This is a genomic window from Desulfomicrobium baculatum DSM 4028, assembly GCF_000023225.1.
Classification (GTDB): Bacteria; Desulfobacterota; Desulfovibrionia; order Desulfovibrionales; family Desulfomicrobiaceae; genus Desulfomicrobium; species Desulfomicrobium baculatum.
The window spans coordinates 412,155-431,522 of record NC_013173.1 but is presented as its reverse complement, the minus strand read 5'-3'; the positions used below and the strand labels follow the sequence as shown (position 1 = coordinate 431,522).

The 19,368-nt window shown below is 60.9% G+C and carries 12 protein-coding genes; 10 read left to right on the top strand and 2 right to left on the bottom strand.

What is annotated here, in order from left to right; translation table 11 throughout:
• Window positions 1–11 precede the first annotated feature (11 nt).
• Window positions 12–794 (bottom strand): hypothetical protein, encoded by a 783-nt coding sequence (locus tag DBAC_RS01885; RefSeq protein ID WP_143890748.1) that lies wholly within the window; start codon window positions 792–794, stop codon window positions 12–14.
• A gap of 235 nt (window positions 795–1,029) precedes the next feature.
• Between DBAC_RS01885 and DBAC_RS01880 the strand changes: the two genes are divergently transcribed.
• Entirely contained in the window at window positions 1,030–5,022 is a 3,993-nt protein-coding gene (locus DBAC_RS01880; protein ID WP_012805574.1) for a DUF748 domain-containing protein, read from the top strand.
• Between the two features lie 79 nt (window positions 5,023–5,101).
• Here the strand turns inward: DBAC_RS01880 and DBAC_RS01875 are convergent, their stop codons facing one another.
• A complete protein-coding gene (locus DBAC_RS01875; RefSeq protein ID WP_012805573.1) occupies window positions 5,102–5,473 on the bottom strand; it encodes a holo-[acyl-carrier-protein] synthase in 372 nt (123 codons plus the stop codon).
• Window positions 5,474–5,792: 319 nt separating this feature from the next.
• On the opposite strand from DBAC_RS01875, the gene DBAC_RS01870 reads away from it, so the two are divergent.
• The 9 genes from DBAC_RS01870 to DBAC_RS01830 all read left to right on the top strand — a co-directional run bounded on the left by DBAC_RS01870 (window position 5,793) and on the right by DBAC_RS01830 (window position 19,364).
• Window positions 5,793–6,968, top strand: coding sequence for a glycosyltransferase family protein (locus DBAC_RS01870; RefSeq protein WP_012805572.1), 1,176 nt, complete (start codon window positions 5,793–5,795; stop codon window positions 6,966–6,968).
• A complete protein-coding gene (locus tag DBAC_RS01865; protein ID WP_012805571.1) occupies window positions 6,965–8,197 on the top strand; it encodes a glycosyltransferase in 1,233 nt (410 codons plus the stop codon). Before DBAC_RS01870 ends, DBAC_RS01865 begins: the two co-directional genes overlap by 4 nt.
• Before the next feature lie 5 nt (window positions 8,198–8,202).
• Window positions 8,203–9,324 carry a glycosyltransferase family 4 protein gene (locus DBAC_RS01860; protein WP_012805570.1) on the top strand — a complete coding sequence of 374 codons (1,122 nt, stop codon included), beginning with the start codon at window positions 8,203–8,205 and terminating at the stop codon, window positions 9,322–9,324.
• Window positions 9,321–9,911, top strand: a complete 591-nt coding sequence (locus DBAC_RS01855; RefSeq protein ID WP_012805569.1) for a histidine phosphatase family protein — start codon at window positions 9,321–9,323, stop codon at window positions 9,909–9,911. Before DBAC_RS01860 ends, DBAC_RS01855 begins: the two co-directional genes overlap by 4 nt.
• On the top strand, window positions 9,908–11,068 hold the full coding sequence (locus DBAC_RS01850; protein WP_012805568.1) for a glycosyltransferase family protein: 1,161 nt from the start codon (window positions 9,908–9,910) through the stop codon (window positions 11,066–11,068). Before DBAC_RS01855 ends, DBAC_RS01850 begins: the two co-directional genes overlap by 4 nt.
• Before the next feature lie 155 nt (window positions 11,069–11,223).
• Window positions 11,224–11,910: an ABC transporter permease gene (locus DBAC_RS01845; protein ID WP_012805567.1), complete on the top strand. Its 687-nt coding sequence runs from the start codon at window positions 11,224–11,226 to the stop codon at window positions 11,908–11,910.
• Window positions 11,910–12,659, top strand: coding sequence for an ABC transporter ATP-binding protein (locus tag DBAC_RS01840; RefSeq protein ID WP_012805566.1), 750 nt, complete (start codon window positions 11,910–11,912; stop codon window positions 12,657–12,659). Before DBAC_RS01845 ends, DBAC_RS01840 begins: the two co-directional genes overlap by 1 nt.
• Window positions 12,640–17,394, top strand: coding sequence for an FtsX-like permease family protein (locus tag DBAC_RS01835; protein WP_012805565.1), 4,755 nt, complete (start codon window positions 12,640–12,642; stop codon window positions 17,392–17,394). Before DBAC_RS01840 ends, DBAC_RS01835 begins: the two co-directional genes overlap by 20 nt.
• Entirely contained in the window at window positions 17,391–19,364 is a 1,974-nt protein-coding gene (locus DBAC_RS01830) for a DUF6785 family protein (RefSeq protein WP_012805564.1), read from the top strand. The genes DBAC_RS01835 and DBAC_RS01830 overlap by 4 nt, the downstream gene beginning before the upstream one ends.
• Window positions 19,365–19,368 lie beyond the last annotated feature (4 nt).

Genomic DNA, 19,368 nt, shown 5'->3' with positions numbered 1-19,368 from the left:
TATACACCACATTAAAAAAAAACTTTAAAATATTTGGAAAGTTTCCCAACATTTTGTGCAACGTACAATTCAATATCATTTTCCTTGGATACTAAATCGTATATAGCCTTAAGAACATGTGAAATCGGAATTTTTTTATGGCTCCTAGCCTCCGTCGAATGAACACCTGGATTTTGCATGCTTTTCGGAACAATTATCCCCTTATTTTTATAGTAATCTTCTTTTTCTTCATAAAAATACAAAGAGTCAGAAAGATCAATCCCACAAAAAACGACTTTCTTATATCCCATAAATAAAGAAAAAAATACTGCATAGGAAAGAGATGCAGTTATACTATAAATACAACGAATCTTCCCTGTGTATCGAAGTCGCCCCAAACTTTTCAAAACCCATAAATATTTCATCATGACTGCATCATCACCTTTAGCTGGAATATCAAAATCAAAAGATAAATAAATATTTTTTTTCAATTCTTCAGGAATGCGGTCAAAAGAAATTTTAGATGGCAGTAAATCTTTGATGATAAATGGCCTTTCAGACAACAAATCCTTTTTTTTATTTAAGATATCGTAAAAAATATTTTTCCGATCACCGGAACTATTCGGTTCTTCATAACAATAAAATGTTGAAATAAAATCATGAATAATCCAAAAATTTAACCCCAAACTATCATTCTTAGAAATTAAATCCCACTGCTTATCAGAAATATTATTTATAGAACTTCCTGATCCTAAAATAAATATTGTATCTGAAGTTTTATATCTTTTAATATCTAATTTATCAATCGTGTTCACATCGTGCACGTATGCGAGGAAATGAGCCTTTAACATCACTTGAAACTCTTTTCTTTTCAAATACAAAAATGGCATATTTCTAAACATAATACAGAATACCTAAAAATTACTCGTTTATTGTTACTTCCAATATTTCTCTGCGCCGGGTTATCTAGACATACTTTACTACTATATCGACCTGTCCTTGCCAAAAGCCTAGATAAAAATGTATCGACATAGCAAAAAGGAGAACGATATGAAAATCATACGCGAATCCTGGAAAAATCTAATCTGGTGGCAAAAAACCCTCGCCATAACAACATGCTGCGTCGCCCTTTATGCCGCCATCGGATTTCTCCTTCTGCCGCGCATCGCCAGCTATGTTCTTGTCGAGAAAGTGGCTCCGGCTTTGAGCCGTCAGATCAGCGTCGGGGAGATTCGCGTCAATCCTTTTGCCATGACCGCGGATGTCAGCGATTTTGTCATCCGCGAACCTGACGAATCCGGCGAATTTGTCGCTTTTGACAGGTTGCACGCCAACCTGGAACTCAGTTCCATCCCGCGTCTGGCCCTGGTCGTGCGCGAGGCGCGGGTGGATGGTCCGCGCATTCATATCCGCCTCGGCCAGGACGGGCAAACCAATTTTTCCGACCTGACCGTCGGATCCGCAGAACCGGGGCCCGAAAGAACGGGCGAACCCATGCTCCTGCCCCTTATCGTTGAACCCTTCACCATCGGCAACGGCACCCTGACCTTCGAAGACCAGGCCAGGGGGGTGAGCCATGTCGTGGATCAGATCCAGTTCAACCTGCCCCGCTTTTCCTCACGCAAAAAAGACTGGGAAACCTTCATGACGCCGACCCTGTCCTTCAGGGCCAACGGCGCGCCGTTCAACCTCGAAGGGCGGACCACCCCCTTTTCCAACTCTCTCAAAACCGAATTTGACTTGAACGTCATCGACCTCGCGCTGCCCCAATACTGGGCCTATGCCATGGCCAGAGAAAATCTCCAGCTTTCCAAAGGCTTTCTCAACCTGGAGAGCAAACTGGCTTTTGAACAGTTCGAAGACGCGCTGCCCACCTTTTCCCTGCAGGGCACCATCACGGGACGCGACATCGAATTGGTCGACGACGGGGAACCCGTGCTCACCGCCGCCAGGACCGAGGCCGTCATGGACGACATCTCCATCCTGAATCTGCGGCTCGGGCTGAGCTCCGTGGTCCTGGAGCAACCGTATCTGCGCGTCGTGCGCCACAAGGACGGGAGCCTGAACTGGATGCACTACTTCGTGCCCCCGGATGCCCCGGTGGATTCACCAGCCAACGCCACGGCCCCAAGCACGCCGATAGCGCAAAACGCGTCCGCCCCAATCACTGTGGAGGACGGCAACATCGCAGGGGGCGATCCCAACGCGGCTAATGCCAGCGCCGCTAACGCCAACACGACAGTTGCCGCCGTGACCGGCAACGCATCCATGAACGAAGCCCTGGAGATCGACAACGCCACGGCCGCCAGACGCGACACTGCCAGGACCCTGCTGTTGCAGGTACCCACAATCCGCCTCGTGGACGGCCGCGTCCACTTCAGGGACGAAACCACCTCTTTCACCAAGGAGATCGAGTCGCTGGACCTGACCATCACAGATCTGGACACCTCGCTCAATGCAACCTCTGTGGCCGGACTGCAGATGCGCACTGCTGACGGAGAGGCCATCGACACCAACGCGACTTTTTCCGTTTCACCCTTCCGTGTGCTGGCCCTGATCGAAGTCCGGGACCTGGATATTCCTTCCTATGCATCCTATTTCAAGGATGCGCTGCCCCTGACCCTGGCCACGGCCAAGGCCGACGCCGGTATCCGCTTTGCCATCGATGGCGAGGACAGGGCTTTGCGCCTTGAAGATTCGTCCCTTGAAATTCGCGACCTGAGTCTGAAGGCGGCGGACGGGGCCGGGGAAATCAAGCTCGGCCGCGCGGCTCTGGACAATATTTTCCTGAACCTGGCCGACAACAGCATGCGCACGGGCATGCTGACCCTGGACGGAGCGACCTTCTCCACCGCCCTCGACAAGGCGGGCAGGGCAAGACTGCTGGACGCCATGGGCGCTCCCGCCAAGAAAAAAAGCGACTCGTCCGGCCAGACGAAATCCGATCCCGCCGCCTGGAATATCGCCATGGCAGGGGCGTCGCTCAAAGGCGTTGACCTGGCGACCGGGGACAAGGCCGCTCCGACTCCGATCAGAATCTCCTCTCTGCAGGTGGGACCGGTGACGGCGGACACAAAAGCACAATCCGTACAGGTCGGCCCTGTGGAACTGAACCTGGCCGTTGATCTGGTCAGGCAAGCAAACGGCGACCTGAACCTGGCCAAACTGTTTGCGCCCGGACAGACAGCGCCTGCCAAGACGGCAGCCCCGGCCAAAGCTACGGCGCCAGCCTGGACGGTGGCCGTGGAGCAGTTTTCCCTGGCCGGAACCAGTGTCTCGATCACAGACCAGACTCTGGCAAAACCCGTGCGCCTGGACCTGGACCAGATCACCCTCACAGCCAAGAGCCTGTCCTCTGACCTCGGCAAGGCCGTCCCCCTGACCCTGTCCTGCCGCGTGGAGGAAACGGGGACAGTGAAAGCCTCCGGTGATATCGTTCCGGCCACCATGAGCAGCAAGGGTAGCCTCACGCTGTCCAGGATACCCCTGGCCGTCGCCTCGGCCTATGCCGCGGACGTTGCCCTCATCGACATTCCCGCAGGCAGGCTCGGCGGCAAGCTGGACTGGAGGATGGGCGGCAAAACCCCGGACCAGATCTCCGGCTCCCTGCAGGTTGACGGATTGCGGGTCACGGAAGGCAGGTCACGAACCGAACTGTTCGGCTTCAAAACCCTGGACGTAAACAGGCTTGCGCTGCAACTCTCCCCCCTTGCCTTGAAAATCGCGCAGGTCGACCTGGACGAACCGCGAGGCAATTTCGTCATCGACGGGCAGGGCAAAACCAGTCTGGAACGCATTGCTCCGACCGCCAAGAAAAAGACTCCGACAAAAACATCCGCAAAATCCGAGGGGCTCACAGCCCTTGAAATAGGCGCGGTGAACCTCAAAAAAGGCCGATTCTCCTTTGCGGACAAATCACTTTCGCCGCAGTTCGAGTCAATCGTATTCCCGCTGGATCTGACCGTGACCGGATTCTCCCTGGACCCGGCAAAACGCACGGAGCTGGACCTGACCGCCATCATCGACGGCTCCGCGCCCATCACCGCCAAAGGATGGGTCTCGCCGCTCAAGAGCCCTGTGGAGGCCAGCAGCATCGTGACCCTGCGCAATCTGGATCTGGTCGCGCTGTCGTCGTACTCCTCGAAATTCATCGCCTACCCTGTCGCGAGCGGTCAGCTGGACTGGGAAATAAGCGTGGACACCTCGGAAAACAAACTGTCCATGGGCAACGCCATAAAAGCCCGCCAGCTCGAACTGGGCGACAAGGTCGAGTCCCCGGACGCAGCCGACGTCCCGATCAAGCTGGGCCTGGCCCTCTTACGGGACATGTCCGGCAACATCACCATCAACCTTCCGGTCAAGGGCGATTTGACCGATCCGAAATTCAGCATCGGCGGCATTGTCATGCAGGCCTTCCTGGGCCTCATCGTCAAGGCCATCGCCTCCCCCTTCTCGCTGCTGGCAAGCCTGGTCCCTGACGGGGGCGGCGAAGACTTGAACAAGCTCCCCTTCCCGCCCGGCCTAGCCGTGCCCGCGCCCGAGACCATGCCGAACATGCAGGCCCTGGCCGACATTCTGGCCCAGCGCCCGGGGATCAAGATATCCATCCATGGACACTCCGATACTGCCGCCGACCGGCAGGCCCTGGCCGAGAGACAGTTCATGCGTAAGCTGCAGGTCATCAAATTTGATGACCTGCCACGCAGGGAACGGGAAAAAACAAACCTTGAAGAGCTCGAAATCACGGACGAGGAATACCCGGAACTGCTCTGGGACGCCTACAAGGAAGAACCGGTGGAAAAGGAAAAAGGCGCCTTCGGCATGCACAAGGAAGTCCCCCGGGAAGTGCAGGAAGCCAAGCTCAGGGAGCTCATCCGCATCACCGACGACGATCTCGTGCGGCTGGCCGCCACCCGGGCGGAGTTTGTGAAGAATCACCTTGTGCAGGAGCTCGGAGTGGATGCCGGCCGCATCTTTCTGGGCAAAAGCGGGCCCCAGGCCCTGTCCGGCGCGCACGAGGCGACGGTTGAAATTCAGCAGTAGCAACCTTGCGGGGCGCCCTCAAACGGCAGACCCGCATGCATCGGCGCGGTCGTGAACGGGATGGGCCTCGGCTTGAATCTCATCCTTCGAGGATGACCATGGCCACGGCGTTTTCACGGCTGTGGGACAGGGTGATGTGCGCGGTCCGAACCTTCAGGTCCCGGCATCTGAGCTGGGCCTGGTTGTGAAAAAAGATCAGCGGCTTGCCGAGCGCATCGGAACGAATCTCGATATCCTGGAACGTGATTCCCCCGCTGAAGCCCGTACCTAGGGCCTTGACCGCCGCCTCCTTGGCCGCGAAGCGGGAGGCCAGAAAAGGGACCGCATTGGCCGGGACAAGGGCCATCTCCGCCGGAGTCAGAATTCGTGAGCTGAATTTATCGCCGAACCGCGAATACGATCGCGCGATTCTCTCCAGCTCCGCAATGTCGACACCCACTCCGATAATCATATCCCGCACCACCCATGTTTGTCCCGCGCCACGGGACCGTTTGGCAAAGCCATCCGCGCATCCGACGTTTACTCCTGCGCAGGCGGGCGCATCAAAACCAATGGAGTCATGTTTGTCAATTCAGGCGGAACCGGACATACTTCAGGAGTTCTCATGCAGATCCTTTCGAAAGCCCACTATTTGAATTGCACACTCTGGCTGCATCAATTAGGATTTATGATCAACAAGGAAATCTTTTGCGCATAATGCCAGTCCTTTTCCACTCCACCTTTTTTCGGGGCAGCCCTCTTAAAACGCGTCATCCCCAGCAGGACCTCCCGTGAACATTCTCATGTACTCCCACGACACCTACGGCCTGGGACATATCCGCCGGAGCATGGCGCTGGCGCAGAACATCCTGGCCGAGGAACACAACATCCTCATCCTGACGGGTTCACCCATTGTCGGTCGTTTCGATTTTCCTCACGGCATCGATTTCGTGCGCATTCCGGGCATGATCAAACAGAATAACGACCTCTACGTCCCCCATTCGATAAAGGTCGCTCCCGAAATGGCCCTGGCCATTCGTCAGAACATCATCCTGGCCACGGCCAAGGCCTTCAAGCCATCCCTCTTTCTGGTCGACAAGGCACCGCTGGGTCTCAAGCGCGAGGTGGTCCCGACGCTGCGCTGGCTGCGCGAACACTGTCCGCAAACTCACGTCGTGCTCGGCCTGCGCGACATCATGGACAGTCCCGAGAGCACCATCACGGAGTGGCGCAAAAAAAATATCTACGAAGCCCTGGACACCCTCTATTCAGAGATCTGGGTCTACGGGAGCCGGGACATATACGATCCTGTCCGGGAATACGACATTCCTGCCCACATCGCCCCAAAAATGCATTTCACCGGATACATCCCCCGGCAGATCCCGCGCTTCCAGCATCGTCCGCGCCTCCGCCACGGCATGAACATAGCGCCGGGTGAAAAACTCGTGCTGGTCACTGCCGGCGGAGGGGGAGACGGATACAAGGTCGTGGACACCTACCTGACCATGCTTGAGACCCTGCCCCACCCGCCGTTCAAATCCATGATCGTGACCGGCCCGATGCTGGCGGAAAACCTTTATGATCAACTTGCGGCCAGGGCTCGCAAGCTCAAGGTGCGCATTTGCAAATTCTATCGCAAGATGGAAAAGGCCATCCTGGCCGCCGATTGCGTCGTATCCATGGGCGGCTACAACACCATGTGCGAAATCGTCTGCGCGGCCCGCCCGTCGCTCATCATCCCGCGCAGCGTCCCGCGCGAGGAGCAGCTCATCCGGGCCAGGCTCTTCGCCGCCAGGGGGCTGCTGGAATACATCCCATGGGAGACCGTCGAACCGGCCCCCATGCTCGAACGCATCGTAAAACTCCTGCACGAGCCGGGCCCCTACGAAGCGGCCCTGGCCGACTTCCCCATGACCGCCTTTGAGATCATCAACCAGCGAATCCAGAGCTTCGGAGCACAGGCATGAACACACCCGTCATGGGCATGGTCCTCAAGGGCTATCCCCGCATTTCAGAGACCTTCATCTCCAACGAGATCCGCCTCCTCGAAGAGCAGGGCCTCACGGTGCACATATTCTCCATGCGCCAGCCCCGCGAGAGCTTCACCCACAAGTCCGTGGAGGCCATACGGGCCCGCGTGACCTACCTGCCGTCCGAGTTCTGGATCAGTCTGCACCGCTTCGTGTGGCCGAACCTGCGCACCCTGCTGTCCCACCCCGCAGGGTACGCGAAAAGTTTCCGGCTGGCGTGCAAGCGATTCCTGCACAACCGCAACTTCATGACCTTCAAGCACTTTTTCCAGGCCGGCTATCTGGTGCACCACGCCAGTGGCCTGAACCTGGCCCACCTGCACGCCCACTTCGCCCACAGCCCGACCTCCGTGGCCATGTTCGCCTCGGAGATCTGCGGCGTGCCCTTCAGCTTCACGGCCCACGCCAAGGACATCTACACCTCCGACGCCACGCAGCTGGCCGAGAAGATAGACAAGGCCCGCTTCGTGGTGACCTGCACGAAATTCAACAAGGCCTTCCTGGAAAATCTCGTGCAGGGGCGTCGCGAAGTGCACTGCGTATACCACGGCATCGACCTTGAGCTCTTTTTCGCCCACGCGGTGACGCGCACGCCCGAGCCGCCCTACACCTTCCTGACCATCGCCCGCATCGTCGAGAAGAAGGGCATCCCCGACATCCTCGAAGCCCTGGCGCTGCTGGCCAGGGAGGATTTCCCCTTCCGCTACGTGCTCATCGGCAGCGGCGACGAAAAGGATGCCGTCAAGGCGCGCGTGCGCGAACTGGGGCTGGAAGGGCATGTGGAGATGCCGGGCACCATGGCCCACGAACAGGTCCTGGAGCGCTTCCAGGCCGCCGACTGCTTCGTGCTCGGCTGCCGCATCGCCAAAAGCGGCGACCGCGACGGCATCCCCAACGTCCTGGCCGAGAGCATGGCGCTGGGCGTACCGGTCATCGGCACGCGGGTTTCGGGCATTCCCGAACTGGTCGAGCACGAGGAGACGGGGCTCCTGGTCGACGCCACGCGGCCCGAAGAAATGGCCGCAGCCCTTAAACGAATTGTCACGGACCAGGCGCTGCGCGCGAAAATCATCCCGGCGGCCAGGCGGAAAGTGACCGAGGTCTTCGACAACCAAAAGCTCATTGTCGAACTCGTCGCCCTGTACCGCAATCTGACGAACCTGTAGGCGTTATGCGCATCGCCTATTACCCTACATTCCGTGCCCTGGACCACCCCCGGTCGTCGGGCCTGGTGTCCATCGCCCGGGACGTTGTCGCGGCCATGGAGGCCGAGGGACACGAGGTCATGGTGCCCTTGAGCCGGACAACGGAATGGATCTTCCTGCGCCCGCAAGAGTGGCCCGGGGCCTTCGCTGAAGTCTGGAAGGCCGACAGGGCCGTGCGACGCGCCCGCCCGGACTGCTGGTTCACCTACCACACCTACTATCGCGGCCCGGACCCCTTCGGGCCGTTCATCGCCGCCCGCCACCGCCTGCCCTATTTCATCCTGGCGGGCTCCTACGCCACTAAGTACCGCAAGCGCCTGAAAACCTGGGCCGGGTTCCACCTGAACCGCATGGCCCTGGAGCGGGCCGACGTGGTCTTCGTCAACAAGCTGCGCGACGTGGAGAACCTCGGACGGCTGCTGCCGCCGGAGCGCATTGTCTACATCCGCCCCGGCATTCGCACGGAGAATTTCCCCCTGAACTCGGACCTGGCTGCCGCCACCCGTGCGCGCCTGGGGCTGGAAGGAAAACTGATCATTGTCACGGCGGCGATGATGCGGCCCGGCCTGAAGGAGGACGGCGTCGCCTTCGTCATCGACGCCTGCGCGGCTCTGAAGCCGGAGTTCCCGGAACTGCACCTGCTGATCCTTGGCGATGGCGCCGGGCGCGCCCGCCTCGAAGATCGGGCGCTACGGGCCCTGCCGGAGGCGCACACCTTCGCCGGCCGCATCGCGCCGCAGGACATGCACGCCTGGTACCAGGCCGGCGACCTCTTTGCCTTCCCCGGCATCGGCGAGGCCCTGGGCATGGTCTATCTGGAGGCGCAGTGCTGCGGCCTGCCCGTGGTGGCCACCAGCCATGACGGCGCCCCCGAGGTCGTGGCCGACGGAGAGGCCGGGATCATCGTCCCGCCCTTTTCCCCCGAGGCCTTCGTCTCGGCAGTGAGCGAACTGCTGCGCGACGCGGACCGGCGCAGGCGGCTGGGCAGGCAGGCCCGCGAACGCGTGCTGCGCGTTCACGACATCGCCGCCAATTACCGGGAGATGCTCGCCGTCATGGAAAAGGTCTGCGCCGGGAGGCGGCCATGAACGTCATCGGCCTGCTGCGCCACGGCCCCACGGCCTGGAACCGGGAGAAGCGCATCCAGGGAGTGAGCGACACACCCCTGGACCCGGACTTCGACCCGCGCAGCTGGCATGACGCCCTGGCCGCCCACGGCCCGTGGGACCGTGTCGTGACCAGCCCTCTGCTGCGGGCGCGGGAAACGGCTCGGCTGCTCTTTTCCGAGCACACCCCCAAAATCGCCCCGGGCCTGCGCGAGCAGGACTGGGGCGCATGGACGGGACTCACGGTGGCGGGCCTGCGCCGGGACCACCCAGGCCTGATCGAAGCCCAGGAGGCCCTGGGCTGGGATTTCACGCCTCCAGGCGGTGAAAGCCGCCGCCTGGTCCTGAAAAGGGCCCTGGCCACAATCGATGAGACGGTCCGCGGCCGCGACGGCGAGCGCATCCTCATGATCACCCACCTGGGCGTCATCAAAATTCTGCTGAACCATCTTGAGGGCTCCCCCTTCCTGCCGGGCGCTTCGGCCGACGTGGCCAAGCGGGCGCTGCACCTGCTGATCCTGGACGGCGTGGGCCTGCGCGTCCATTGCACCAATGTGAGGCTTTCGTGAAAATCCTGCACTATACGCAATACGTTTTCGGTATCGGTCACCTCTTCCGCAGCATGGCCATCGACCGTGCCCTGGCCCCCCTGACCGTGGACCTGGTCACGGGCGGCGCGGACGTGCCCATCCCCATGCCGGACAACGTGCGCCATCATGCCATGCCGGCCATCCGCATGGACGAAAACTACGGCAGCGTCCTGGCCGTGGACGGCGAACTCGAAAACACGTGGCGGGAACGGGAGGCCATGCTCCTGGACCTCTTCCGCGATCTGGAACCCGACGTGCTGCTCATCGAGATGTTCCCCTTCGGCCGCCGGGTCTTCGCCCGGGAACTTTTGCCGCTGCTTGAATGCAACCGCCGCCGTCCGCGCCCGGCCGCGGTCCTGTGCAGCGTTCGCGACATCCTCGTGGAGAAGAAGGACCAGGCCAAATTCGAAAAGCGCGTCCTGGGCTGGCTCAACCCCTGGTTCGACGGAGTCCTGGTCCACTCCGACCCGGACCTCATCCGGCTGGACCTGACGTTCTCGCGCGTGGCCGACATCGCGTGCCCCGTCTGGTACACGGGCTATGTGGCCGAGGGGCCGACCCTGCCGGACAGGGCCGCAGCGCGGGAAGCACTGGGACTGCCCCCCGACGGGACCATCATCCTGGCCAGCGCGGGCAGCGGGACCATCATCCGCGACCTCCTGGACCCCATCATGGAGGCCGCCATCCTCCTTGGCGACCGTCTGCCCCACAAGCTCATCATGTTCACGGGCCCCAATGCCCCCCTTGAGGAGCGGCGACGCCTGGAGGACCGCAGCCGGGCCCATCCCGACGCCACGGTCCAGGAGTTCACCCCGCGTTTCCCCGACCACGTCCTGGCCTGCGACCTGTCCGTCAGCCGGGGAGGCTACAACACGACCATGAACCTGCTGGCCTGCGGAGCCAGAGGACTCATGCACCCCTACGGCCACGACCGCGAACAACGCATGCGCCTGGAGGCCCTGGAGACCCTCGGCCATATCGGCCTGCTGGAGGACCGCGACCTGGAGCCGTCCCGGTTGGCCGACGTCATGGAACAGGCCCTTCGAGAGCAACGCGGGCCGCTCGGACGTCTGCGCCTGCAGGGCGACAATGAGAGCGCGGACATCATCCGCCGCCTTGCCGCCGCGCGGCCCTGAGCGAAGCGCCTGCCTCCGGATCGGAAAATTCGTGTCGCGGAGATGACGCACCCTGTTCTTCCTTGATTTTTCAGGCCGTATGAAGCTAGGACGGATCTGTAGACAAGAATTATTATCAACTGCGTCCTCATCCCCGCGCCATGCGCAGGAGTCCCATGACTGAACCGGCAGGCCGCTCCAAAGGGTTGGCAATCTCGCGGCAGATCGTACTGCCCTGGAGCAAATCCCTGAGCATGGCCATGAACAGCCTGCGCATTCGATTCTTCCGTTCACTCATCACCACCTTCAGTCTGGTGCTGGCCATCGCCTTTCTCGGATACACCCTGACCGGCTCGGCCATCGCCCGGGAACTTTTCCGCATCCACGGTGACGCGGCCATGCCCCTTTTGATCGAAGCCGGCTATTCCCTTGATTCCACCGGCACCGGCATCACGGCCGGTCCCAAGGAGCTGTGGCTCATGGTCCTCTCGCTGCTGGTCTGCACTGTCGGCATCGTCAACGCCCAGCTCATGTCCGTGACCGAGCGTTTCCGTGAAATCGGGATCATGAAATGCCTTGGCGCCCTGGATCGCATGATCCTGCGTCTCTTTCTGCTTGAAGCCCTGGCTCTGGGCCTGTTCGGCGCCGGGGCAGGCGCCGTGCTCGGCCTGGTCGTGGCCTGGGCCAGCTCTTTTCTGCATTTCGGGGCACTGGACTACGGCCAGATGAATATCTTGCCTTTGCTTGCCGAGGCGGCCAAGGCTTGGGGAACGGGCATCGGGCTCTCGATCCTGGGCGTGTTGTATCCGGCTATCCTGGCTGCGAAGCTGCAACCGATCATTGTCATGAAGGAAGAATATTGATGGATATCCACCATATCGTCCGCGTGGTCGCAGTGACCAAGACCTTCTCTCTGGGCAAGATGCCGGTGCAGGTTTTAAAAGGGGTGGACCTTGAGGTCGAGGCCGGGGAATACCTGTCCATCATGGGCCCTTCCGGTTCTGGAAAAAGCACCCTCTTCAACATGATCGGCGGACTGGACAAGCCCACCAGCGGCCGCGTGTTCATCGACGAGGTCGATATCTCCCAGCTTGACGCCTACGAACTGGCCTGGCTCAGGAACCGCAAGATCGGCTATATTTTTCAGACCTTCAATCTCATCCCGGTCATGAGCGCGCTGGAAAACGTCACCCTGCCGATGATTTTCGCCGGCATGTCCGGCGATGACGCGGTGGAAAAGGGGCGAGGGCTTTTAGACTTGGTCGGGCTTGGAGAGCGGTTTCAGCATAAGCCTTCGGAGCTCTCCGGCGGCCAGCAGCAGCGGGTGGCCATTGCCCGCGCCCTGGCCAACGACCCGGCCATCATCCTGGCCGACGAACCAACAGGCAATCTCGATTCCTCCACGGGCGGGGAGATCATCGCCCTGCTTCAGAAAATGAGTCAGCAGCGGCAGGTCACGGTCATCTCCGCCACCCACGACTTCAAGATGCTCAACGTATCCGACCGGGTGGTCTGGATCCGGGACGGACGCATCGACAAGATCGAACACCGTGACGAACTCAGCATCTCCATCGGCACCATCCAGGAGCGTCATGAGTCCGCGCATTCATAAGCTTCTGCGCTCCGCGCTGCTGCTCTGTCTGGTACTGACCTGCAGCGCCGCCCAGGCAGGAATCGAGGAGCATATGCAGACCATCGGCAGCACTGCCGACAGGGCTCTGGGCGCTGCCGGAGAAACGCTCACGGCCGACTATGTCCAGTCGGTCTTTGCAGCCCTGCCGGAGGAACTGCACGCCGTGACCGGACGCCAGCAGTTCACCACGCCGGTCCGGAAATTCACCTCCGCGTCCCTGACCATGGACGGGCGCGAAACCCCCCTTCATCCATTCTATGCCAACGCACTCTCTCCTGAAACCGTCCCGCCCGAAGGGCTGAGCGGCGAACTGATCTATGTTGGCGAAGGACGGCTCGAAGACTTCGACGGCAAGCGCATCGCCGGAAACATCGTACTCATGAACCTGGACTCCGGCCGAGGCTGGCAAAACGCGGCCAATCTCGGCGCACGGGCCCTCGTCTATCTTGACCGGGGCGACACGGCCGCGCCCAGGCTGCGCTTCCGGGACAAGGAAGAGCTCACCCCCGTCGACTTCCCCAGATATTGGGTCCCCCTTGACAAATTCGAGTCCCGCATCGCGCCGGTTGAAGAAATCCAGGGCCGCGCCGCGCGTCTGGAAGGACGGACGGAATGGGCCAAGCATGTGGCCAGCAATGTCTACTGCTTCATTCCCGGGCAAAACCCGAAGCGTGCCGACGAATTGCTCCTGGTGGAGGCCTTTCTGGATACCAGCCGCTATGTGCCGCAACATGCCCCCGGTGCCGATGAAGGCACATCCCTGGCGACACTGCTGCATCTGGCGCAAGGCTTCGCGACAGCGCCTCCGGAGCGTTCCATCCTGCTTCTGGCCAGCACCGGCCGAGGCAATAACCTGGCGGGAATGCGCGAAGCCGTCTGGGCGCTCAGTAGCAAAAAAAAGGATCTGACCGAGGAACTTGGCGACATGCGCGAACGGGGTCAGGCTGCCCGAATGACGTTGGAACTGCTGAACAAAGGCGACCTCGCCACGCAGAATCCGGAGCACGACAAGCTCATCCTGCAGGCCATACAGACCGAACTGCGCAATGAAATCGAGACCATAAACACCGCCCTGCGTCTGGCCCGCAAGGACGCCAAAGCCAATGCCTCGAGCATCAAGGAACTGGCGCAAAAGAAGCTCTTGTTGCGGCGCGTGGGCTGGGAACCCGCTTACGACGCCCTGGACGCGGATGCCCTGGAGGCCGTGAAACGGGTTGTGCCCCTGGCCCTGACCCGGGCCAAACGGATCGAGGCGGACATCGCGGAGCGGGTGGAAAGTCTCGAATCAGCCCTGCACGTGAACGCGCTGGCAGAGGGCAGGCGCATGGCCGCCGCCGTCTCCCTGCACCTCTCCTCCCATGGCAATGCCGTGGGCAGCGTGGGTGACGGCTGGATGTTCAAGCTCATCCCGACCTTGAACCGAGCCAAGCTATACACGCACATCCGCCCTGTCCTGAATGCGGCGGCCAGGGGCCACAGCCTGCCCTACGACGACCTGCTCGGCGGCACTGGGCGGCAGCAATGGTTCAACCATTTTCCGGATCAACCGGCCATGGGCGGAGAGCTGACGGCTCTGGCCGCGATGCCCGGGTTCACCCTCGCGACCTTGAACGACATGCGTTCCGCCTGGGGCACCCCCTACGACACCCTGGACAGGGTCGACATGGAACGGGTCCGGGTTCAGGCCGATCTGGTCACGACCATGCTTCGCGCCCTGGACCGCGCCGAGTTGCCAAACGCGCCCTACAAGGCCGTCAGCGGCTTCTCCACCCTGTCCGGACGGGCCAATTTTTTGCGACAGGGAGAGCTGTTTCCGGAGCAAAAAGCCGAAAACGCCCTGCTGCAGGTTTATCAGGACCAGCAATTCTCCCTGACCTGGGTGGACAGCCTGGGCGAGTTCCGCCTGCCGGGCCTGGCCAACAAGAAAAACTCCTTCGGCAAGGCCATCATCGAAGGCTACCGTTTCGAACCCGGCGCCAACAGCGCCAGCTGGGCCATCGACAAACCCGCTACGGGCAAGGACCGCTACCGGGTCAAGCTCAACCGGGACACGGCGGAAACGGATCTGATCATGTTCGGATGCACCCAGACCACCCTGTTTCAGTTGCGGGACGCGCGCAGCCTCAATCACCTGACCCGCATCAGCCTCATCGACGCGCGAACCGAGACCGATCCGCTACGCTATTGGTACAGCCGTATCGACACCAGGGAATCGACCCTGTGCAGCCTCTTTCTGGAGCCGGAGACGCCGGTCAAGGTGACCCTGTCCGACACCGTTCTGCAAAGAAAACTGCTTCTGCTCGGCAACAGCGAAGACGACATGCTCGGGCAGGGATATCTGGCCTCGGCCACGCCGGCCATACTGAACACGTCCATCCAGGCGGCGCAGGACATGATGCACCTAGTCGTGCCGCGCGTGGAAAACCTCGAAGAACACTCCATCATCAACCAGCGCATCCGGGTCCTGCTGCAACAGGGCCAGGACCATCTGCGCCAGTCCCTTGAAGCCCGCGACGCGTTGAACCACAGCGTGGCGGACCAGCACGCCAGGGCCAGTCTGTCCGTCATCGCCCGGGTCTACAACGACGTCGAACGCACCCAGAAGGACGTGCTCGGCGGAGTGCTTTTCTACATCGCCCTGTTTGTGCCCTTTGCCTACTGCCTGGAGCGGCTTTTTTTCGCCTACGTCTCCATCCACAAGCGCATCGCGGCCTTTCTCGGCCTCCTGGCCGTGGTCATCGGCATCATCTACAACGTGCATCCGGCCTTCGAGCTGACCTACAGCCCCATGGTCGTGGTCCTGGCCTTCTTCATCCTCGGCCTGTCCGTGCTGGTCTCGCTCATTCTGTTCACGCGCTTCGAGCAGGAAATGAAGAACCTGCAGCGTCGCGCCCGTATCACCCGCGATCAGTCCATCTCCCTCTGGGGCGCCTTTGTGGCCGCCTTTTCCATCGGCGTGACCAACCTGCGGCGACGCAAGGTGCGCACGGCCCTGACCTGCACCACGCTGGTCATCCTGACCTACACCCTGCTCAATTTCACATCGGTCCGGCACTCCCTGGACCAGGGAGCGACCCGCTACACGTCCCACGCCCCTTATCAGGGCGTCATGCTCAAGGCCCTGGAATGGAAATCCCTGCCCGTGGGGCTCGGCACGGAGATCCTCACCACCCATCCAGACAGCCGACTGCTGACCCGCCGCGTGTGGTGGGAAACCCAGGACCGCACGCGCCCCCCGGCCATAACCGTCACCTTCGAAAACAAGCTCGCCGTGGCTTCGGGCATGATCGGCCTGGATGCCGAAGAGATACGGCTCGCAGCGCACGGGACCGAGCTTTTGGCAGGGGCCTGGCTGGACGGCGCCGAGGCCCATCAGGTCCTGCTATCGGAAAAGACTGCCGCCGAATTGGGCATACGGACCCTGGACGAGTCCCCGCGCGTGCTCATCTGGGGCATCCCCTTCAGGGTGCAGGGAATATTTCGGGGCAATGCGCATGACCAGTCCCTGGACCTGGACGGAGAACCGCTTACGCCCGTGGTCTACCCCAACGAGACGTCCTCGGAACTCAGCGAAGCCGAAGCCGAAGCCGCGGAATCGGGTCAGGACATCGCAAGCATGTCGAGCCGCTACCAGCATGTCGGCGGAGACCAGACCCTCGTCATCCCGGCCCAGACCCTCCTGCAGATGGGCGGGAGCCTGAAAAGCCTGGCCCTGGTCCCCGGCACGGAACTGCATCACGGCAATATCTCGGCCCAGCTCGCCGACCGCTACCAGCTGCTTCTCTTCCACGGCAGCGGCAACAGTACATGGCTGCACTATTCGTCCAGCGCCCTGTCCTACAGCGGCATGGGCAACGTGCTCATCCCGTCGGTCATCGCCATCCTCATCGTCCTGAACACCATGGTCGGCAGCGTGGTCGAGCGCAAACGCGAGATCGCGGTCTACACCTCGGTCGGACTGGCCCCGCCGCACGTGTCCTCCCTTTTCATCGCCGAAGCCCTGGCCTTTGGAGTCATCAGCGCCGTGACCGGCTATCTTGCAGCCCAGATCGCCTCGCATTTCCTGGCAGGGACGGCGCTGTGGGCCGGGATGACCGCCAACTATTCCTCCCTGGCCGGAGTCGGGGCCATGCTCATGGTCATGGTCGTGGTGCTTCTGTCGGTCATCTACCCCTCACGGGTGGCCTCCCGCATCGCCATCCCCGACGTGACCCGGACCTGGAATCTGCCCAAAACCGACGGCGCGACCATGGTCGTGACCCTGCCCTTCCTGATCAAGTTTCACGAACAGGACTGCGCCGGAGGCTTTCTGGCCGAGTATTACCAGGCCCACGCGGACATCTCCCACGGACTCTTCTCCACCGACGAGCTTGACGTGGAATATGCCTGCCCGCTGGACGCGCCAAGCAAGGAGCATCCGGATTGCTTCAACATTTCCTTTCGGGCCTGGCTCGCGCCCTTTGACTTCGGCATCCGCCAGCGGGTGCACATCATGTCGTGCCCGTCGCCGGACTATCCCAAATTTCTGGAGATGCGCATCACCCTGACCCGGGAAGCCGGAGAAAAGAACGCGTGGCAGCGGCTGTGCCGGTCCTTCCTGAACGACCTGCGCAAGCAGCTGCTCATCTGGCGATCCCTCGACTCCACGGACAAGGAACTCTTCGCCACCAGCATGCAGACGCGGCTTAGCGCCAAACAGGGAGCCCGGACATGATGCATTCCATACGCCCCAGGGCGCTTCTGAGCGGCATGCTGTCCGGCCTGGCCATCTGCGCCGTGACCCCTTTCGCCAACAGCTACCTGAAGACCACGCCCCTGGCCGGAGGGCATTTCCCCCTGGCGGCCTTTTTCGTCTTTTTCGCATCGGCCGTGGTGCTGACCCTGGTGGCCAGGGTTTCCCGGCGAGCGCCGCTTTTGAGCGGCATGGAGCTGCTCACGGCCTGGGCGCTCATGATCGTGGTCTCCGGGATCAGCTTCACCGGATTGGTGCGGACCTTCTTCATCAACATCACGGCCCCGGCCCAGTTCGCGGACAGCACCAACGGCTGGGCGGACAGCCTGCTGCCGCTCCTGCCCGAGGCCCTGTACCCGCGCGACCCGGCGATCCTGGAAGCGCTCTACAACGGGCTGTCCGGAAAATCCGGACTGTCCTTCGTACAGGCCTGGGAACTCATCCCGTGGTCCTTCTGGCTGCCAGTGCTCGGAGCATGGAGCGTCTTCATCCTGCTGACGTATGCGACGCTTTTCTGTCTGGCCAATCTCTTCACCGCCCAATGGGTGGTCAACGAACGCATCAATTTCCCCCTGTTGCAGATGCCGAAGCTCCTGGCCGAGGCCTATGACGAACAGAGGCTCTTCTCCTTTCTGGCGGACCCCTTCCTGCTTTGCGGCCTGTGCATCCCCGTGGTGCTCCATCTGCTGGGCGGACTCTCCGCGCACATCCCGTCCATCCCGGCCCTGCCGACAGAAATCCTGGCCGGCTCCTACTTTCCGTCCACGGGCTTTCTGTCCGGCTTCCAGAAGCTCAAAATCTTCCTGTATCCTGCCTTCATCGGCTTTGCCTTCATCACCACCCGGCAGGTGTCTTTAAGCTTCTGGCTTTTTTTCCTGCTGGCCGGACTGCTGGCCGGAGTGCTGCAGACATCGGGACTGCAGATTCCCGACTCGGCCCTCGGCACGCTCTTCGGCCCGGTCATTTCCCGGCCCGAGGAAACCCAGAGCATCGGAGCGAGTCTGGTCTTTTTCGGATTCATGATCTGGCTGGCCCGTGAATACATCGTTGGTGTCGCCCGGCAGTGCCTGAGCCCCGACCCGAACTTTCAGGAAGCCGGCTGGATATCGGCCCGCGCCTCCATGCTGGGAGCCATCTTCGGCCTTGCGGCCCTGTGCGCCTGGTCCACCTTCTGGGGCATGGGGCTCGGCACCGCGGTTCTGCTCTACGCCTGTTTCTTTGCGGCCATGCTGGTCGTGGCCAAGCTGATCTGCCAGGGCGGAATTCCCTTTGCGTCCCTGAACGCGGCACCCTCCGACGCGGCTTTAAGCCTCTTCGGATCAAAGCCCTTCGGCAGCATCGGGCTGGTGCTGGGCATGAGCCTACAGAAGATGCTCTTTGTCGATGTGCGCGAAGCCCTGCTGCCGTCGCTGCTGCATGCCGGAAAAATCACGGAGCGCATGCGCGCACGCAAACTCATGGCCCTGACCATCGGGGCAAGCCTGGTCCTGGCCGTGGCCGTATCGTTTCTGAGCATGCTCTACCTGTGCTACCGCTACGGCATCCAGGAGCTTGACATGGACTGGGCCACGCGCACGACCCAGACCGTCTACGCAAATTCCCAGCGCCTGCTCGAAACGGTACAGACTCCCGACAACTGGGTTCTCTTCTTTGTTCTGGCAGGCGCCGCGGTCATGCTCATGCTGGTCATGTGTTACTATCTTTTTCCCTGGTGGCCGATCCATCCCATCGGGTATCTGCTGGCCTACAGCGCCTCCATGCGCGTGCTGTGGTTCAGTTTTCTGGTGGGATGGGCCTGCAACGCCGTCTGTCTGCGTTACGGAGGCACCTTTTTGTACCGTCGCGTTCGCCTCATCTTCATCGGGCTGATCATCGGAGACTTCTGCATGGGTGCCTTCTGGGCGCTGGTCAGCCTTAAAACAGGAATCAGCTACCTGGTTCTGCCATCCTGAGAAA